Annotated in this window: 15 protein-coding genes; 4 read left to right on the forward strand and 11 right to left on the reverse strand. The window is 69.7% G+C overall.

What is annotated here, in order from left to right; translation table 11 throughout:
- Nucleotides 1–56: 56 nt before the first annotated feature.
- The 4 genes from ACEYYH_RS21105 to ACEYYH_RS21120 all read right to left on the reverse strand — a co-directional run bounded on the left by ACEYYH_RS21105 (nt 57) and on the right by ACEYYH_RS21120 (nt 4,445).
- A complete protein-coding gene (locus tag ACEYYH_RS21105) occupies nt 57–1,304 on the reverse strand; it encodes an alpha/beta fold hydrolase (RefSeq protein ID WP_374976235.1) in 1,248 nt (415 codons plus the stop codon).
- A 10-nt stretch (nt 1,305–1,314) separates the two neighbouring features.
- Nucleotides 1,315–2,184 (reverse strand): cation diffusion facilitator family transporter, encoded by an 870-nt coding sequence (locus ACEYYH_RS21110; RefSeq protein ID WP_374978275.1) that lies wholly within the window; start codon nt 2,182–2,184, stop codon nt 1,315–1,317.
- 314 nt (nt 2,185–2,498) lie between these two features.
- Complete coding sequence (locus ACEYYH_RS21115; protein ID WP_374976236.1) at nt 2,499–2,864, reverse strand: ArsR/SmtB family transcription factor; 366 nt, start codon at nt 2,862–2,864, stop codon at nt 2,499–2,501.
- Between the two features lie 63 nt (nt 2,865–2,927).
- Nucleotides 2,928–4,445 (reverse strand): MATE family efflux transporter, encoded by a 1,518-nt coding sequence (locus tag ACEYYH_RS21120; protein WP_374976237.1) that lies wholly within the window; start codon nt 4,443–4,445, stop codon nt 2,928–2,930.
- A 365-nt stretch (nt 4,446–4,810) separates the two neighbouring features.
- Here ACEYYH_RS21120 and ACEYYH_RS21125 point away from each other — a divergent pair, with 365 nt between their 5' ends.
- A complete protein-coding gene (locus ACEYYH_RS21125; RefSeq protein WP_374976238.1) occupies nt 4,811–6,256 on the forward strand; it encodes a DUF222 domain-containing protein in 1,446 nt (481 codons plus the stop codon).
- On the opposite strand, the gene ACEYYH_RS21130 is transcribed toward ACEYYH_RS21125, so the two are convergent.
- Nucleotides 6,253–7,170: an EamA family transporter gene (locus ACEYYH_RS21130; RefSeq protein WP_374976239.1), complete on the reverse strand. Its 918-nt coding sequence runs from the start codon at nt 7,168–7,170 to the stop codon at nt 6,253–6,255. The two genes, ACEYYH_RS21125 and ACEYYH_RS21130, sit on opposite strands and share 4 nt — an antisense overlap.
- A gap of 73 nt (nt 7,171–7,243) precedes the next feature.
- Here ACEYYH_RS21130 and ACEYYH_RS21135 point away from each other — a divergent pair, with 73 nt between their 5' ends.
- The gene (locus ACEYYH_RS21135) at nt 7,244–8,155 is read left to right on the forward strand and encodes a LysR family transcriptional regulator (protein ID WP_374976240.1); all 912 of its coding nucleotides are present in this window, start codon (nt 7,244–7,246) and stop codon (nt 8,153–8,155) included.
- A 139-nt stretch (nt 8,156–8,294) separates the two neighbouring features.
- Nucleotides 8,295–10,808, forward strand: a complete 2,514-nt coding sequence (locus ACEYYH_RS21140; RefSeq protein ID WP_374976241.1) for a transglycosylase domain-containing protein — start codon at nt 8,295–8,297, stop codon at nt 10,806–10,808.
- Nucleotides 10,809–10,846: 38 nt separating this feature from the next.
- Here the strand turns inward: ACEYYH_RS21140 and ACEYYH_RS21145 are convergent, their stop codons facing one another.
- Nucleotides 10,847–11,515 carry a Type 1 glutamine amidotransferase-like domain-containing protein gene (locus tag ACEYYH_RS21145; RefSeq protein WP_374976242.1) on the reverse strand — a complete coding sequence of 223 codons (669 nt, stop codon included), beginning with the start codon at nt 11,513–11,515 and terminating at the stop codon, nt 10,847–10,849.
- Nucleotides 11,516–11,720: 205 nt separating this feature from the next.
- Between ACEYYH_RS21145 and ACEYYH_RS21150 the strand changes: the two genes are divergently transcribed.
- Entirely contained in the window at nt 11,721–13,235 is a 1,515-nt protein-coding gene (locus ACEYYH_RS21150) for an HD domain-containing phosphohydrolase (protein WP_374976243.1), read from the forward strand.
- A gap of 4 nt (nt 13,236–13,239) precedes the next feature.
- Here ACEYYH_RS21150 and ACEYYH_RS21155 read toward each other — a convergent pair whose 3' ends face one another.
- The 5 genes from ACEYYH_RS21155 to ACEYYH_RS21175 form a co-directional block, all read right to left on the reverse strand.
- Nucleotides 13,240–14,061 carry an alpha/beta fold hydrolase gene (locus tag ACEYYH_RS21155; protein ID WP_374976244.1) on the reverse strand — a complete coding sequence of 274 codons (822 nt, stop codon included), beginning with the start codon at nt 14,059–14,061 and terminating at the stop codon, nt 13,240–13,242.
- Complete coding sequence (locus ACEYYH_RS21160; RefSeq protein ID WP_374976245.1) at nt 14,052–14,921, reverse strand: alpha/beta fold hydrolase; 870 nt, start codon at nt 14,919–14,921, stop codon at nt 14,052–14,054. Before ACEYYH_RS21160 ends, ACEYYH_RS21155 begins: the two co-directional genes overlap by 10 nt.
- 247 nt (nt 14,922–15,168) lie before the next feature.
- Entirely contained in the window at nt 15,169–16,032 is an 864-nt protein-coding gene (locus tag ACEYYH_RS21165; RefSeq protein ID WP_374976246.1) for a metal ABC transporter permease, read from the reverse strand.
- The gene (locus tag ACEYYH_RS21170) at nt 16,029–16,766 is read right to left on the reverse strand and encodes a metal ABC transporter ATP-binding protein (protein WP_374976247.1); all 738 of its coding nucleotides are present in this window, start codon (nt 16,764–16,766) and stop codon (nt 16,029–16,031) included. The genes ACEYYH_RS21165 and ACEYYH_RS21170 overlap by 4 nt, the downstream gene beginning before the upstream one ends.
- Nucleotides 16,763–17,698, reverse strand: coding sequence for a metal ABC transporter substrate-binding protein (locus tag ACEYYH_RS21175; protein WP_374976248.1), 936 nt, complete (start codon nt 17,696–17,698; stop codon nt 16,763–16,765). The genes ACEYYH_RS21170 and ACEYYH_RS21175 overlap by 4 nt, the downstream gene beginning before the upstream one ends.
- Nucleotides 17,699–17,725 lie beyond the last annotated feature (27 nt).

Raw genomic sequence — 17,725 nt, forward strand, 5'->3', positions numbered from 1 at the left:
GGGTGCGCGGCCGCCACAGCACGGGGGCCGGGGCGGCGCGGCGCCGGGCAGGGCGCTCAGCGTACGCGGCGGCCGTGGGCGAGGTCGATGAGCCGGGAGAGCACATCGCCGGCGCGCAGGCCGTTGTGCTCGTGCTCGCTCGTGATCCACGGCGTCACGCCGGGGAGGAGACGTGCCGTCTCCATGGAGAACTCGAGCGGCACGTAGACGTCGTTGACATACACCGCAGCGGCGCCGCGTGCATCGGATGCCGCGATCGCGTCGGCGTCGTAGAGCGACGGCCACTCGAACTCGGCGAGCGCCAGGGTCGCGTCGCGCCACGGCTGGAACCCGGGGACCGTGTCGAGCCACTCCCGGCGCACGTGCTCGCCCGTGAAGAGCGTCGGGTCTTCTCGGAAGTCGACGGGCTCGGTGCGCTCGGCCGACCACCGGGTGGCATGACCGTCGGCGTAACTCGACTCGTGGAACACATAGTACAGCGGGTTGCGCGCGCCGAACGGCATCGCCGCGGCGAGGTCGTGACGGAAGGCGTTCGACCGCGGGTCGCGTTCGAGCAGGCCCCACAGGGTCTGCCAGCCGTCGTTGGTGCCGAGCGCCGAGCCGACCGAGCGCACACGCGAGACCGAGGCGACCTCGCCGCCGGGGAGCACGAGCTCTCCGTCGACCGCGAGATCGATCACGCGTCGCATCGCATCGCGGTGAGCCGGGAAGCGGCGGTAGTACTTCTCCGACTCCTCGCGCATCTTGTCGTACGTCAGCGCGTAGACGTCGTCGGGATGCCGCCCCACGGCGCTCAGACCACCGGTGATGTAGACGTGCTCGAGGGACGCAGCATCCGTCGAGAGATACGCCAGAGTGGTGAACCCGCCGAAGGACTGCCCGAGGACGCTCCACCGCTCGGCGCCGAGGTGCTGGCGCACGGCCTCGCCGTCGCGCACGATCGCGTCGGCGCGCAGGTGCGTGATGTACTCGGCGAGCTCGGAGGCGTCGCGCTCGAGGTCGTCGTCGCCGACGGGGGTGGAGAGTCCGGTCCCGCGTTGGTCGAGCAGCACGACGCGGTAGTGCTCGAGCGCCGCGTCGAGCCACGACGGCCCCGACGGGGAGTGGAACGCGCGAGGCGCCTCGTGCCCCGGCCCGCCCTGCAGGAACACGAGGTACGGCAGGCTCTCGCCGCCCTCTCGCGTGACGACCGCGGCGTGGATGTCGATCGTTCGCCCATCGGCCGGATCGCCCCACACCAGAGGCACCGTGAGGAAGTGGTCGTCGATGGTCAGATCCTGCATGCGGCGCGTCGTCACGGACATGCGAACGAGCCTAGGCGCCGCCGCCGACGTCGATCGTGGAACGGACGGTGACCGTGAAGTCATCGACGTTGCGCAGGTGGGAGCGAATGCTGGATTCCGCCGCGGTGGCGAGGAACGAGGCATCCGTCTCCGCAGCGGCGATGACGATCGCGTCGCCTTGGAGGCGGTGTCCGACCCAGCGAAGGCGGACTCGGTCGATGCGCTGGACGCCGTCGACGTGCTCGATGGCGTGCTCTGCGCGGGCGACGAGTTCCGGTTCGACACCGTCGAGGAGCCGGCGGCCGACGCTGCGCACCGTGCCGATGAGCAGCACGAAGATCGCGGCCGCGATGATGAGCCCGACGATGGGATCGGCGAGCGGGAAGCCGAGAAGCACGCCGATGCCGCCGAGCACGACCGCCAGAGACGTGAAGCCGTCGGTGCGGGCATGGACGCCGTCGGCGACGAGCGCCGCCGAGCCGATGCGCTTGCCGACCCGGATGCGGTAGACGGCGACCGCCTCGTTGCCCGCGAATCCGATGACGCCCGCGGCGATCACCCACCCGAGGTTGTCGAGAGGCTGCGGATGCAGGATGCGGTCGATCGCCTGCCAGGCCGCGATCACGGCCGACAATGCGACGACGAACACGATGAACAGCCCAGCGAGGTCTTCGGCGCGGCCGAGCCCGTACGTGTAGCGACGGGAGGCGGCGCGACGGCCGAGCACGAACGCGATCCACAGCGGCACGGCCGTGAGGGCATCGGAGAGGTTGTGGACAGTGTCGGCGAGGAGAGCGACCGAGCCGCTGAACGCCACGACGATCGCCTGCACCACGGTCGTCGCGAGCAGGATGACGAGGCTGATCTTCAGGGCGCGGACGCCGGCGGAATGCGCCTCCATCGCGTCGTCGATCGAGTCCGCGGCATCGTGGGAGTGCGGCACGAACAGCTCGTGAAGGACGCCGCGGAAGCCGCCGGGGTGGGAGTGATCGTGGTCGCCGTGCGAGTGGTGGTGACCGTGGTCGTGGGTGCCGTGACCGTGGTCATGGGTGCCGTGGTCGTGGTCGTGGGTGCCGTGGTCGTGGTCGTGGGTGTCGTGGGAGGAGGAGTCGTCGTGGTCGGCGTGGTGCCGGTCCTCGTCGTGGGAGGGGGAGCCGTCGTGGTCGGCGTGGTGCCGGTCCTCGTCGTGGGCGTGGTGTCCGGTGGTCTTCGCGCTCATTCGGGGGTCTTCTCCGTGTGGTGGTGGCGGGGGGTGCCGCCCAGCGAGTGCTCGGCCTGGTAGATCGCGTCGGCGACCAGGCGCGAGGCGTGCTCGTTCTCGAGCCGGTAGAACACGCGCTGACCCTCCTGACGGGTCGAGACGATGCGCGCGAGCCGGAGCTTGGCGAGGTGCTGCGAGACGGCCGCCGGGGACTTCTCGACGATGTCGGCGAGGTGGTTCACCGACAGCTCGCCCGAGTCCTGCAGCGCGAGGACGATCCGCACCCGGGTGGCGTCGGCGAGCATCGCGAAGACCTCGACCGCGAGTTCGACGAAGGGGCTGTCGACTGCGTATCCGCATCCCTGCTTATCTGCACTCATACGCAGATACTACGACATCAAGGTCATGTGGCAGAGCGGCCGTGACTGCCGCCCCCTCCTGACTCAGCCTCTCGCGCGCCGCTTGTCGCGGGATGGCACGAACCGGAACCGCCGCGGCCGCCGGGTCGCACCCTGGGCGACGGTCGGCAGCACGATGGGCTGCGTGACGATCGCGTCGACGACCATCGAGCCGTCGGTCGGACCGATGACCGCGATGGGGGTGGTCGGCGTCGCGACCATGGGAGTCACTGGCTGCCTGGCGAGCCGACGGTGCGCGTGGATGTACGCGGGCACGAGCACGACCACGGCGCCGAGCCACGCGAGCGGGTTGCTCGCCGCGACGCCGATGAAGCCGAAGATGCTGCCGAGCACGACGGCCGCGCCGACGCGCATGACGAGCTCGATGACTCCGGTAACGGTGGGGATGAGGGTGTGGCCGAGCCCCTGCAGAGCGCCGCGGAGGACGAAGAGGATGCCGAGGATCCAGTAGGTCGCGCCGTTGATGGCGAGCATCTGCGCGGCGAGGTCCACGACCTCGGCCGAGCCTTCGTCGATGAAGAGGCGCACCGTCATCGCCCCGAAGGCGATGAGCAGGGCACCGAGCACGATGGCCGCACCCACCGACATCCACGTGGCCTGGATCACGCCGCGGCGGATCCGGTCGGGTCGGCCGCCGCCGTGGTTCTGGGCGACGAACATCGACACGGCGAGGCCGAGCGACTGGAGCAGCGCGACCGCGAGGCCGTCGACGCGGGATGCTGCGGTGTAGGCGGCGACCGCGTCTGCGCCGAGCTCGTTCAGCGCGACCTGCACCGACAGCGTTCCGATCGCGATGATCGAGGCCTGGAAGCCCATCGGCAGACCCAGGCGGAGGTGCTCCGCGAGCTCGGCCCGGCTCACACGCCAGTCGCTGCGACGGACATGGAGCACCGGCATCCGTCGCCGTACGAACTCGAGGCACAGCAGCACCGAGATCGCCTGCGACACCACGGTCGCGAGCGCCGCGCCACCCACGCCCCAGCCGAACGGGCCGACCATGACGATGACGAGCACGACGTTGAGCGCGCACGCGAGCGTGAGGAACACGAGCGGCGTACGCGAGTCGCCGATGGCGCGAATGATCGCCGACAGGTAGTTGAAGAACATCATCGCGCCGGCGCCGAGGAAGCTGATCTGCGCGAAGACGATCGCGTCGTCCATGAGTTCGGCGGGTGTCTGCAGCAGCTCGAGCAGGGGTGCCGTGAGCAGCGGTGCGCCGACGGTGAGCAGCAGCGTGCAGATGCGGGTGAGGATCGTGCCCGCCGCGACCGAGCGCCGCACCGCCGCGTCGTCGCGCGCGCCGAACGCCTGCGCCGTCGGGATCGCGAAGCCCGACGTGAGACCCCACGCGAATCCGAGCAGCAGGAACAGCATGCTGCCCGTCGCGCCCACCGCGGCGAGCGCGTCGACGCCGAGATGGCGCCCCACGACGACGGCGTCGACGAAGTGGTACAGCTGCTGCACCACGTTGCCGATGAGCAGGGGGACGGAGAACAGGACGATGACGCGCCACGGGCGGCCCGTCGTCAGGGCGGTGGTCATGAGGGCGGCTCTCGAACGAGAAGACGAGGGGGGACGGATGCCGCGCCCGCAGGCGACGGAGAGGTGCCGAGTGGCAGACGCCCAGTGTATCGAATCGATTCGGAAGCGCCATCCTCGGTGCGGGTATTTGCGCAAAACCGGGATGGCCGATTCGATCTTCGTGTCGACCATCGTGTCGTACAGATGTTCGCCTTTCGCCCTTCCCTCTTCGGCCAGGAGTCGCTAGAATATGGATCAGAGATTCGAAGAAGGCGCCCTTCAGCGGGGCTCAGAGATGGCGCGGTTTCGGCCGCGGGCAGGTGTTGAGGTGGATCGCGTGTGATGCGCGGGAATCTCGCCCCGTTTTCTCTCTGACTGCGAGTCTCATGTCTGCGATCCCCGCCCCCGATCCCGGCGCTCACGACGCCGGCGACGATGCTCGTACGGCGTTCGTCCGGCTGGGGCGGCTGGTCGACGCGTTCGAGTCCGGCCGCAAGTCCCGTGCGGTCGCGGAGGCGGCGGAGATCCGATTGCTGGCGGATGCCGCCGCCGCCGTGGCACGACCGCCACACGCGTCGCCGGAGCGGGCGCGGCGGGCGGAGCTGGACCGGAGGGCGCTGGTGGCCGACCTGGCGACGTCGACCCGGGTCTCGGAGTGGACCGTGAACCGGCTGCTCAGCGAAGCCAGCGATCTATGCGATCGGTTCGCGGCCGGTGTCGTGGCGCTGGAGCGGGGCGAGATCTCCCGGCAGCACCTCGCGGTGATCCACGACGCCGGCGCTCCGATCTCGGACGACGCCGCCCGCGCCGAGTTCGTAACGCTGGCGTTGGCACGAGCGACGAGCCTCACGCCGGCCCGGCTGGCCTCGGTACTGCGAGCGATCGCCGAACGGTTCCTCGAGCACACCCTCGAGGAGCGTCACCGGAACGCCGTCGCCGGGCGTCGCATCGAAGTCGTCGATCTGCCGGACGACATGGCCGCGCTGACGGCGATCATGCCCGCGACACTGGCGCACGGCATCGAGGACCGCCTCACCCAGCAGGCCCGCTCCGTCATCGCCGCCCGCGGCACCGGCGTCGGCGACGTCGAAGACGCGGACGAGGTCGACGAGGTCGACGAGGTCGACGAGGTCGACGAGGTCGACGAGGTCGACGAGGTCGACGAGCGCACCATGGACCAGCTGCGCGTCGACATCCTGACCGACACCCTGCTCACCGCCGGCCCCACGGACTGCGTCGCCGGCACCGGGCTGGACGCGATCCGCGCCACCGTGCAGGTCACTGTCCCGGTACTGGCCATGACCGGGGCGTCCACCGAGCCGGTCCTGCTCGCCGGGTACGGCCCGATCGACCCCGACACCGCCCGCATCCTCGCCGCCGGCGCCCCCGGCTGGGAGCGCGTGATGACCTCCCCGGTCAACGGGTGCGTGCTCGCTGTCGATCGATACCGGCCGGGCGCCGCGCTGAACCGGTTCCTCGCCGCCCGTGACGAGCGCTGCCGATTCCCCGGCTGCCGCCGCCCCGTCTGGCGCTGCGACATCGACCACACCATCCCCGCCGCCGAAGGCGGGCCCACCCACCACGCGAATCTCGCCCACCTCTGCCGTCGTCATCACACGCTCAAGGGCGTCACCGCGTGGTCGGTCGAGCAGGTCTCACCTGGCGTGCTGGTCTGGATCAGCCCCACCGGCCGCAAGCACACCGACCACCCCGAACCCGTCGTCAGATTCGTGCCCGATGTCACCGTCGACCGGATCCGCCGCAGGATGCGCGAGCCCTGGCTGTTCGACGCGGACGACCCGCCCGGATCCCCGGGCGCACCACCCTTCTAGCCGGATCGCCGAGTGGCGGCATCCGTCATCGCGCTCCCGCGAATCGCCACGCGGCGCAGTCCCGTGACGAGCACGCCGCCGACGAGAAGGGCCCCTCCGACGACCTCCGCGGTCGTGGGGATCTGACCGAGCAGCAGCGCCGCCGACGCCATCGCGACGACCGGGGCGAGCAGCACCCACGGCACCACCGCGGCGGACGGGTTCCGCGCCAGCAGGCCGTTCCAGATCGAGTAGCCGATGATCGTGCAGAGCACGGCGGTGTAGAGCGTCGACACGAGGGACTGCCAGCCGAACGCCGCGAGCCCCGCGGCGATCGCGGACGGACCCTCGACCACGAACGAGAGCATCAACGCGGGGATGGGCACCACCAGCGCCGACCACACGGTGAGCGACAGCGAGCCCAACCGCCCAGGTCCGCTGACAGCGCCGGCGCGACGCGAGATGACGTTGCCGATGCCCCATGAGAACGCCGCGGCGAGCGCCAGCGCCACGGCGAGCGCGGGCGCGTCGCCGCCTCGGCCGGCCGCGACGATCGCGAGCCCGACCACGCCGAGTGCAACGCCCGCGATCTGAGGCACGGTCGGGCGTTCCCGGAGAACGGCGGCGGCGATGAGGATCGTGAACACCGCCTGCGCCTGCAGCACGAGCGCGGCGAGCCCCGGCTGCAGCCCCAGCGCCATCGACGTGTACAGCAGCCCGAACTGCCCGAGGCTCATGAACAGGCCCACGCCGACGACCGTGCGCCACGACGTGCGCGGCCGCGGGACGACGAAGACCGCGAGCGCGACCACCAGGAAGCGGATCGCGACGAACAGCAGGGGCGGCACGCCCGCCATTCCCCAGTCGATCACGACGAAGTTGAACCCCCAGAACGATGCCACGGCCGCCGCCAGCACCATGTCGCGTCTCTTCACGAGTCCCACTCCACCCGAACCATGGATGAAGCACCAGCGATGCTTTCTCCATGAAACGATGTAGCGTTGCTTCATGATCGACCTCGAAGCGGTGCTGTCCCTTCGCGCGGTCGCCACGCAGGGCAGCGTGGTCGCCGCGGCGACGAGCCTGGGCTACACACCCTCCGCGGTGTCGCAGCAGGTGAAGCGCCTCGAGCGCGAGACCGGCATCGCCCTCCTCGAACGCGCCGGACGCGGAGTGATCCTCACCGAGGCCGGCACCCGCCTCGTCGTCGCCTCCACGCCGATCCTCGCCGACCTCGAGCGCCTCCGCGCCGATCTCCAGCTCGCCGCCGGGATCGACGACCGGGTGGTGGGCGAGATCAGGCTCGCCGCATTCTCGACCGTCGTGCGCGGACTGGTCATCCCGGTGCTGAGCGAGCTGGCCGAGCGCCACCCCGACCTCTCCGTGCCGTTGCGTGAGAGCGAACCGTGGGAGACGATCGCGCTCGTCGCGTCGGGCCAGCGCGACCTCGGCATCGTGCATCGGTGGGGCGGCGTCGCCTTGGCGATGCCCGACCACCTCGTCTCGACGCCGCTGTTCACTGATGTCGCCGACGTCATCCTGCACCGCGACCACCCGCTCGCCGGTCGCAGCGCACTGCACCCCGAAGAACTGGCCGGCCAGACGTGGGTCGCGACGTTCGAGGCCACGATCTGCCGGCAGTGGCTGCGGCGGCTCTTCGACGGCGTGCCCAACGCGCCGCACATCGTGCATGAGTCGATGGAGTTCCAGAACCACCTCGAACTCGCGCGCGCGGGCCGCGCGGTCGCGCTCGTGCCGCGGCTCGGCCGGGGCGACCTCGGCCCCGACCTCGTCGCGATCCCGACGGTCGAGCCGGCGTCGACGCGCGACGTCCTCGCGGTCCACCGCCGCACGCAAGAGGATTCGCCCGCGCTGCGCACCACGCTCGACGCATTCGTCGAGCACGCGCGCAGAATGTGACATCACGGATGCTGCGGCCGCAGCATCCGTCCCCCGCTTCAGGTGTGCCCGACCTCATACGCCGATACGAGGTCGCGGAACCCGTCGCGGAATCGCGACGGGTCGTGACATGATTCCTCCAACCGCGGAGGGAAGCAGCATGAAGCGGTCGCGAGAGGTCTCGGCAGAGGACTCGTCCCTGCCGCCTTACCGGCGCACTTTCGCCGGAGTGCTGGGCGGCCTCCTGGGACTCCTGGTGCTGAGCGTCATCGCCGGCGTGCTGGTCGTCGCCCCCCTCGCCCCGGCCATCGCCATCTCCGGGCACGCGGCCAGTTCCGCCGTGTCGCTGTTCGACGGCATGCCCAGCTACCTCGAGATCGACCAGCTGATGCTGCCGACCACGATCTACGCCCGCGACCCCGCCAGCGGGCAGGACGTCGAGCTGACCTCGTTCTACGACCAGAATCGCGAGCCCGTCGAGTTCGACCAGGTCTCGCTCGTCATGTACGACGCGATCCTTGCCTCCGAGGACCCTCGGTACTACCAGCACGGCGGCATCGACATCCTCGGAACGACCCGCGCTCTCCTCAAGAACGCCCAGGGCGGTCAGACGCAGGGCGGTTCCTCGATCAGCCAGCAGTACGTGAAGAACGTGCTGGTCCAGCGCTGCGAACGCGACGCGGAGACGGTGTACGAGACGAACGAGGCGGGTGAGACGGTGGTCGACGAGAACGGCCCCGTGGTGAAGATGACTCGCGACCAGGTGCTGCAGGAGTGCTGGAGGGACGCGACCCAGGCAGAAGGTGTCGAGGGCTACGAACGCAAGCTCCAGGAGATCCGCTACGCCGTCCAGCTCGAGCAGAAGTACTCGAAGAACGACATCCTCCTGGGCTACCTCAACATCGCGAACTTCGGCGGCACGACCTACGGCATCGAAGCCGCGGCGCGCTACTACTTCAGCACCACGGCCGCGAACCTCACCCTCACCCAGGCGGCGACGCTCGCCGGCATCGTGCAGAACCCCAATACGTTCCGTATCGACCGGTCCGCGGGCTCGATCTTCGGGGCCGACGGCACCCGGTACAACAAGGCCGCCGACGGTCTGGTCGACGACGTCACCCCCGGCACCCTCGCGGGGCTCGACACCCTCCTCGACGAGGGGACGATCACACCGGAGCAGTACCTCGCCGCCGGCGACGCCTACAGCGCGACCAAGGGCCGGCAGCTCTACGTGCTCGACCGGATGCGCGAGGACGGCCGCATCACCGCCGAGCAGTACGTCGCCGCGGCGATCGAGCCGATCACCCCGGCGCTGCAGCCGCCGCCCACCAGGTGCGGGTCCAGCGCGGCACCGTTCTTCTGCCAGTACGTGGTGAACACCGTGCAGTCGGACCCGGACTACGCGAGCGCCTTCGGCGAGACGCCGGAGGACCGGCAGAAGTCGCTGACGCGTGAGGGCCTGAACATCTACACGACACTGGACTGGAACCTGCAGAACGCTTCGCAGGACGCCATGCACCGGTACGCACCCGAGACGGTCGCGGGCATGTCGTTCGGATCGGCGTCGGTCAGCGTTGAGGTCAACACGGGCCGCATCCTGGCGATCAGTCAGAACAACCGGTTCACGGAGGACCGCGATCTCGCCCTCACCGACCCGGTGTACAGTTCGCTCGTCTACGCGGGCGACATGATGCACGGGGTCTCGACGGGATTCCCGACCGGATCGACCTTCAAGCTGTTCACCCTCGTCGACTGGCTCGAGACCGGGCACACGTTGTCCGACTCGGTGAACGGCACCCTGCGGGCCATTCCCCGGCTTCGTGACCGCTGCGAGGGCACCTGGATCAACCGCGAGAACCACGTCGTGCGCAACTTCGGCGGCGCCGCCGGCTACGTGGGAACGCCCATGCAGTTCACGGCGCAGTCGCTCAACAGCGGGTTCCTCGGAATGGCGGAGCAGCTCGACCTGTGCGACATCGAGAACGTCGCGGCCCGGATGGGTGTCGCCCGCGGAGATGGCAACCCCGTCGACCTCGACGGCGCCGCCTCGATCATCGGCACCAACAACATCGCGCCCGTCGCCATGGCCGGGGCGTTCGCGACCGTCGCCAACGGCGGCGTCTACTGCATCCCTCGCGTGATCGAGCGCGTGGTCAACGCCGACGGCACCGAGCTTCCGGTCCCCGGTGACCGGTGCACGCAGGCCATCAGCCCCGAGGTGGCGGCGGCGACGGCGTTCGCGCTGCAGGGCGTCATGCGCCCGGGCGGCACCGGGTCGGGGGGCAACCCCAATGACGGCACGCCACTGCTGGGCAAGACGGGAACACACGAGAACATCCAGACGTGGCTGGTCGAGTCGAGCACTCGCGTGGCGACCGCGGTGTGGGTCGGGAACACGACCGGCTTCGGCGACGTGTTCCGGTCGTTCTACAACGGCCGCGCGCTGTCGACGATCCGTCTGCCGATGACCAAAGACATCCAGGCGGCCGCCAACCGGCTCTACGGGGGCGATGGCTTCCCCGCTCCTCCCGGCAACCTGGTGCGCCGCGCCGCTCCGCCGCCGCGCCCCGGTCCGGCGCCCGCTCCTGCTCCCGGCCCGGACCAGCCGCCGGACAACAGCGGCCCGGGGAACGGGAATGGGAACGGCAACGGGAACGGCAACGGCGACGACTGATCCGCTGAGACACGGGGGCGGCCGGCCGGCCGGCCGCTTCAGTCGAAGTACTCCCAGTTCCCTTCGGAGATCACCTCGACGACACCGTCGACGACCGAGATCGCGGTCTGGTCGTCGATGGCGTAGGCGCGGCCGGGGATGTTCGCCGCCCAGCGCCGCGCGCTCTCGGTGGTGTTCGACGACCAGCCCGGGTAATCCAGGTGGGGGAAGATCGAGAAGTCGACGACCCCGATGGTCTCGTCGGTGCCGCCGGGCCTCCAGTCGACGAACTCCGGGCCGACCCGCGGCGTCATCACCATGCTCCCCGCGCTGACGCCGACCCAGACGGTGTCGTCGAGCGAGGGGAGCAGATCGGCGAGGCCCGACTCCCGCATCCAGTGGGCGAGGTAGACGGCTTCTCCGCCGTCGACGAGCAGCACGTCGGCCTCGCGGACCCATGGCACCCAGCGGTCCGCGCCGATGGTCGGCAGTGCCGTGAGCTCGAGGACCCCGACCGACTTCCATCCCAGATCGACGAGACCGACCTCGCCGTCCCATCGGCCGGCGACGGAGCGCCAGACGCTCTCGGGCGAGCACATCGGCTGCCCCCACTGCGCCGTCGGCACGAGGAGCGCGTCCGAATCTTCGATCGGCTTGCCGAGCAGTTCGACGAGCGCAGAGCGGATGCTGTCGTTCGTGACTCCGCCGGAGGTGAGGAGCAGTTTCATGCGTACCACTCTTATGCCCACGGCTCTCGGCGTCGAGACGACGGGATCCGGCGCACCGCTCCGGGATACCTTCGTTCCTACGGTATGTGCCCGTACCAGCCCGCCGACCTGAGCTGAGTGAGACCCTCGCGAGACGATCTCTGTCGTGAAGGAGCGGGAGTGGGAGCATTGTCCCGTGAGCGATCCACGGCCACGGCTCATGGACATGCTGGCCGCCCTGTCCCTGACGACGGATCTGGGGATGGGCCAGCCGCCGGAGACGATGCTGAGGTGCTGCGTCTTGGCGACTCGCCTCGCGCGGGAGATCGACCTGTCCGAAACGGATGTCCGCGAGGTGTTCCTCGGCTCGCTGGTTCGGCACCTGGGTTGCACGGCGACGGCGGTTATCGAGGCCCGCGAGCACGGTGGTGACGAGCTCGTCTCCCGCGCAGCGGCCCAGCTCACGGACTTCGGCGACCCGCGAGAGATGCTGGCGCTGACCCTGGCTACTGGCCGCGGAAGGGGGGCGCGGCGGCCGCTTCTCGTCGCCAGGGCAGCGTTCGGTGATGTCGTGCACGGCAAGGAGATCCTCACGACCGTCTGTGATGCCGCCTCGCTCCTCGCCGGCCGCCTGGGTTTCGGGCGCGGAGTGCAGGAGTGCGTTGAGCAGCAGTTCGAGCGGTGGGACGGAAAGGGGCCGCGCGGCCTCGCCAGGGAAGACATCACACTGCCGGCCCGCGTGAGCGAGGTGGCGACGCAGGCCGTGCTGTGGTCGGCGGCCGGAGGGCACGATCGGGCGCTTGCAGTGGTGACGCAGCGCTCCGGCGGCTGGTTCGACCCACGGGTCGCCGAGGTGTTCACGCGAATCGGGCGCGAGCTGATGAGGGAACTCGACGCCGACGATCCTTGGCAGTCGCTCCTCGAGTCGGAGCCGGCGCCGGTCGCGTACATAGGCGAGCCCGAACTCGACCGAGTAGCACAGTGCTTCGCCGACATGGTCGACCTGAAATCGCCGTACACCGTAGGGCACTCTTCCGAGGTCGCCAGGCTGGCCGAGAACGCAGCGCGCGTCGTCGGGCTCGACAGGAAGGAGGCCGTGGTCCTCCGGCGTGCGGCGCTGCTTCACGACCTCGGCCGCGTCGGGGTGTCCAGCGGGATCTGGGAGAAGCGAGGAACGCTCACCCGCAGCGAACGGGAGCAGGTCCGGATGCACCCGTACCACACCGAGCGGATCCTGGCCTGTTCGGTGGCTTTGGAGCCGCTGGGTCGGATTGCGGGGCTACACCACGAGCGCCTCGACGGCAGCGGCTACCACCACGGGCTCTCGGCCTCTGCGATCCCGATGCCTGCCCGGCTTCTGGCGGCCGCCGACGCGTTTCAGACCTCGACCCAGGCGCGCCCTCACCGACCCGCGAACACCCCTGAACGGGCAGCCGACCTGCTCATCGCGGAGGCTGGTGCGGGGCGTCTCGACGCCGACTGTGTGAGGGCGGTGGTCGAGGTCGCCGGTCAGCCCCGACCGCTGACACGTCGGGACTGGCCTGCCGGCATCAGCGCCCGAGAGGTCGACGTGCTCCGGCTCCTGGCTGCAGGCCTGTCGAATCGGGAGATCGGCGCAGCGCTGTCCATTTCGCGACGTACGGCAGAACACCACGTCCAGCACATCTACGCCAAGATCGGCCACTCCACCCGCGCTGCCGCAGCTCTGTTCGCCATGGAGCACGATCTCCTGCAGGCGTAATGCTTCACGACAGGGCGAAATCCCGGATGATCGCTGCCACCATCGCAGGGTCGGTACGGTGCGCGACGTGCGCGTGCCCGACGAGGACCCGTGTCCGCGCACTCGGGATGGCGGTCAGCGCGGCGTTGGTCGCCTCCCTCACCGCGGGCGGGCTCTGCGATCCGGCGAGCATCAGGGTCGGTGCGACGATGCCGTCCAGCATGCCGTGTCGGTAGGACCACCGCTGCTCGGCCCGGGCTTCGCGGACGACGGTCGGCGCCGTGGCGACGCGACCGGCCCACGCAGGTTCCGACCGCCTCTCGGCGATCTGCTCGTCGGTGAACTCCAGCAGGTCGCGCAATACCATCACGATCGCCGCCTCGAAGTCACCGTCTGCCACCACCTTCTCCGCCCGGTCGATCCAGCCCGCAGGGTAGGCGAGACCCAGGCCGGGTTCGTACAGCACGAGGTGGCTGACGTTCCGGGTAAGGACCGCAGCGCCCATCGCGCAGCCCGCCCCGAACGAGTGCCCCCACAAGACCACCGGATGCCCGGTCCGGTCCGCGACCGCGTCCACCACTGTCGCCACGTCCGCGAACTCCCGCTCGAGTGAGTAGACCGGCCCGTCGCCGCTGGCTCCGAAGCCCCGGCGGTCCATCGCGTACGTCGTGAAGTCAGCCCGAAGCTCGGCGACCAGCGCGGCCGAGATGGAGTGATCCTGGATCGATCCGTGGACCAGGACCAGCGGCGGCCCCTCGCCATCCACCCACACCGCCAGGTCGACATGGTCGGGCGAACGCACCGTGAACTGCTGTGCGACGGCCCCGCTGCCGCTCGTCACGACCATGCCCCCGTCCGCGCGTGGATGAATGCGAACAGCCCGGCCAGGTACTGCTCCGGGTGTGTGACGTGAGGGATGTGCCCTGCACCCGCGTACGTCCGGCGCACGGCGTGAGGCAGAAGTTCGGCAAGTCGATCGATCACCTGGCCGAACAGGGGCGGGCTGTGGTCCCCGGATGTGAGCATCACTGGCCCGTAGTACCGCGCCAGTGCGACCTCGTCGATGGCCGACGCCTCTGGGTCTCGGCTCTCGTCCAGGAATGTCGGCGCGTTGTGGATCATCGTCTGACGCATGCTCTCGGACAGTTCAGCCCACGTTCCGGGACCGAACGCCACCTCGTCCACGAACAGCTCGGCCGCACCGGCATGGTCTCCCGAATCGATGCGCCCCGCGACCTCCGCCAGCGGACCGTTCCTCAACGCGGCAACCGCGGCGGCCTCGACGCTGCCCTCCCGCAGCAACGACCACAGCGGCGGCTCGTGGACGACGATGCCGCGCAGGATGTCCGGGCGGGCGGAAGCGAGCTGGAGGGTGATGGCCGCCCCGGCCGAGTTGCCGACGACCCAGGCCGGAGCGAGAGCAAGGTGCTCGATCAGCGCCACCAGGTCCGCCACGTCCTCTGTGAAGCTCCCCTGCCCTGGCAGCCGGTCGCTCTCACTGTGGCCCCGTCGGTCGTAGACGACCACCCGGTGGTTCTCGGCCAGGCCCGGAATCACGCGATCCCAGTTGTGGCGTGATCCCCACGACCCGTGTACCAGTACGAGAGCCTCGCCGGTCTCTCCCATGGAGGTGTACGCGAGCCGCACCCCGTTGACCACGACGAACCCCGGAGTCTCCGATCCTGCGAGCGCATTCGCGATGCTCATCCTCCTCGTCCCTTCGCTCCTCGTGCTCCACGCCACGATCCGCAGGCCCGGCTGAGCCGTCCTCAGGGGGCCGTCGTCGTGACGACCGCCTTCTCGTCGATGAGTGACTTGTGTCGTTCCGAACAGTCTGTGTGGCCGGAGGACCGGCGTGCATCGGCAGACCTACCCATTCAGCGTTCGCAAGCGGGCAGGCTGGCCACCGCCGGCAGGCAGGAGGGTTGCCCTGGTGAACTGCGCGCGGCCGGGCCTATGCCGCCACGCGCGTCCGCCGTCGCGCGAGCATCCGTCCCAGCAGGCCCTGCCGCGGGCTGAACAGGTACACCAGCGCGAAGACGGCGCCCTGCACCACGACCACGAGGCCGCCCGAGGCCGCGTCGATCCAGTAGCTGATATAGATGCCGACGACGGATGCTGCCGCCGACAGCGCCGGTGCGATGACGAGCATGCGCCCGAATCTGTCGGTGAGGAGGTAGGCGGTGGCGCCCGGGATGATCAGCATGGCGACGACGAGGATCACACCGACGACCTGCAGCGCCACGACCGCAGTGAGGGCGAGCACGCCGAGGAGGAGCGCACCGAGGAACCGAGGCGACAGCCCGATGGCGAACGCGTGGATCGGATCGAACGCGTAGAGGGTGAGGTCGCGACGCTTGACGAACAGAACGGCGAACGACACGGCCGCGAGCACCGCGATCTGGATCAGCTCGATCGTCGAGACTCCGAGGATGTTGCCGAAGATGATGTGATTCAGATCGGTCTGGCTGGGCGTGACCGAGATGAGCACCAGGCCGAGCGCGAACAGCGTCGTGAAGACGATGCCGATCGCGGCATCCTCCTTCACGCGGGTCGTGCCGCGGATGAGTCCGATGAGGGCCACAGCGAGGAACCCGAAAACCAGAGCGCCGAGGGCGAACGGTGCGCCGACGACGTACGCGAGCACGACCCCCGGCAGCACCGCGTGCGAGACGGCGTCGCCCATCAGCGACCAGCCGATCAGCACGAGCCAGCACGAGAGCACGGCGCAGACGATCGCCGCGATGACGGTGGTTACGATCGCGCGCACCATGAACTCGTACTGCAGCGGCTCGAGGAGGAAGTCGATGATGCTCATGCCGCCGACTCCCCCGGCGCACTAAGGCCGAACGCTCGGGCCAGGTTCGCAGGCTTCAGCGCCTCGTCGACCGTGCCGTGGAAGAGTACCCGACGCAGCAGCAGTATGGCGTCGTCGGCGAGGTCGGGAAGGGCGTGCAGGTCATGCGTCGACACGAGGACCGTCCTGCCATCCGCCACCAATTCGCGCAGCAGCCGCACGATCGTCGCCTCCGATCTCTTGTCGACGCCCGCGAACGGCTCATCGAGGAGCAGGATGCCCGCGTCCTGGGCGATGCCGCGTGCAACGAAGGCCCGTTTGCGCTGGCCACCCGACAGCGCTCCGATCTGCCGGTCGGCGAGATCCTGCAGCTCGACGCGCTCGAGCGCCTCGTCGACCGCCGCACGATCCCCAGGCTTGGGCCGCCGCGTCGGCCCGAGGTGCCCGTACCGGCCCATCATGACCACATCGCGCACGGAGACGGGGAAGGCCCAGTCGACGTCCTCGCTCTGCGGCACGTACCCGAGCATCCCGCCCTTGCGGGCGGCGCCCGGGGTGGCGGCCCCGAGCCGCACCACACCGTGGGTGGGGCGGATCCTGCCGATGATCGTCTTGAAGAGCGTCGACTTGCCGGAGCCGTTCATGCCGATGAGTCCCGTCACCCGCCCAGGCTGCACCTCGAGCGACACCCGGTCGAGGGCGACGACCTCGCCGTAGCGGACGGTGACGTCGTCGACGGTGATCGCCGCGGTCATGAGTCAGTCAGAGCGGCGACGATCAGGTCGGCGTCGTGACGGATCAGGTCGAGGTAGGTCGGCACGGGCCCGTCGGCCTCCGACAGCGAGTCGACGTAGAGCGTGCCGCCGAACGCGGCGTCCGTCGCGTCGACGACCTGCCGCATGGGCTTGTCCGAGACGGTCGACTCGCAGAACACCGCCGGGACGCCGTTGTCGTCGACGAACTCGATCGCTGCGGCGATCTGCTGCGGCGTCGCCTGCTGCTCGGCGTTCACCGGCCAGATGTACGCCTCCGTCAAGCCCGCGTCGCGCGCGAGGTAGGAGAAGGCGCCCTCGCAGGTGACCAGCGCCCGCTCGTTCTCGGGCAGGGTCGCGAGCTCTGCGACGAGCTCGTCCTGGATCTGCTGCAGGCTGACCTTGTACTCCACCCCGTTCGCCGCGAAGTCCTCGGCATGAGCGGGGTCGAGCTCGCTGAACGCGTCGACCATGTTGTCGACGTACGTCTGCACGTTCAGCGGGCTCATCCACGCGTGAGGGTTGGGTTTGCCCGCGTACGCGTCAGCTGCGATGTCGATCGGATCGATGCCGTCCGAGACGACGGCGTGCGGCACGTCGATCGACTCGACGAACTGGGAGAACCACGCTTCGAGTCCGAGTCCGTTGTCGAGGATGAGGTCCGCATCGGATGCGCGCGCGATGTCGCCGGGCGTCGGCTCGTAGCCGTGGATCTCGGCGCCCACCTTCGTGATCGACTCGACCGCCAGATGCTCACCGGCCACGTTCTGTGCGATGTCGGCGAGCACCGTGAACGTGGTCAAGACGACCGGCCGCTCGTGAGCCGATGAGCGACCCGCCACCGACGCGCACCCTGTCAGCGCCGCGCCCGCGACAGCGGCGGCGACGAAGGCGGTCAGCGCCGCGCGCAACAGTAGACGGCAACTTTTCGGCATACCGAAACTCTACGTTTTCGGTATCCC

The organism is Microbacterium trichothecenolyticum, from assembly GCF_041938625.1.
Classification (GTDB): Bacteria; Actinomycetota; Actinomycetes; order Actinomycetales; family Microbacteriaceae; genus Microbacterium; species Microbacterium trichothecenolyticum_D.

Bases quoted from the DNA above. Each gene is read 5' to 3' on its own strand.
- ACEYYH_RS21110 (WP_374978275.1), bottom strand. From the start codon at position 2,184: ATGGAGGCGCATTCCGCCGGCGTCCGCGCCCTGAAGATCAGCCTCGTC.
- ACEYYH_RS21155 (WP_374976244.1), bottom strand. From the start codon at position 14,061: ATGGTCGTGACGAGCGGCAGCGGGGCCGTCGCACAGCAGTTCACGGTG.
- ACEYYH_RS21135 (WP_374976240.1), top strand. From the start codon at position 7,244: ATGATCGACCTCGAAGCGGTGCTGTCCCTTCGCGCGGTCGCCACGCAG.
- ACEYYH_RS21160 (WP_374976245.1), bottom strand. From the start codon at position 14,921: ATGAGCATCGCGAATGCGCTCGCAGGATCGGAGACTCCGGGGTTCGTC.
- ACEYYH_RS21120 (WP_374976237.1), bottom strand. From the start codon at position 4,445: ATGACCACCGCCCTGACGACGGGCCGCCCGTGGCGCGTCATCGTCCTG.
- ACEYYH_RS21125 (WP_374976238.1), top strand. From the start codon at position 4,811: ATGTCTGCGATCCCCGCCCCCGATCCCGGCGCTCACGACGCCGGCGAC.
- ACEYYH_RS21145 (WP_374976242.1), bottom strand. From the start codon at position 11,515: ATGAAACTGCTCCTCACCTCCGGCGGAGTCACGAACGACAGCATCCGC.
- ACEYYH_RS21170 (WP_374976247.1), bottom strand. From the start codon at position 16,766: ATGACCGCGGCGATCACCGTCGACGACGTCACCGTCCGCTACGGCGAG.
- ACEYYH_RS21140 (WP_374976241.1), top strand. From the start codon at position 8,295: ATGAAGCGGTCGCGAGAGGTCTCGGCAGAGGACTCGTCCCTGCCGCCT.
- ACEYYH_RS21175 (WP_374976248.1), bottom strand. From the start codon at position 17,698: ATGCCGAAAAGTTGCCGTCTACTGTTGCGCGCGGCGCTGACCGCCTTC.
- ACEYYH_RS21105 (WP_374976235.1), bottom strand. From the start codon at position 1,304: ATGTCCGTGACGACGCGCCGCATGCAGGATCTGACCATCGACGACCAC.
- ACEYYH_RS21165 (WP_374976246.1), bottom strand. From the start codon at position 16,032: ATGAGCATCATCGACTTCCTCCTCGAGCCGCTGCAGTACGAGTTCATG.
- ACEYYH_RS21150 (WP_374976243.1), top strand. From the start codon at position 11,721: ATGCTGGCCGCCCTGTCCCTGACGACGGATCTGGGGATGGGCCAGCCG.
- ACEYYH_RS21115 (WP_374976236.1), bottom strand. From the start codon at position 2,864: ATGAGTGCAGATAAGCAGGGATGCGGATACGCAGTCGACAGCCCCTTC.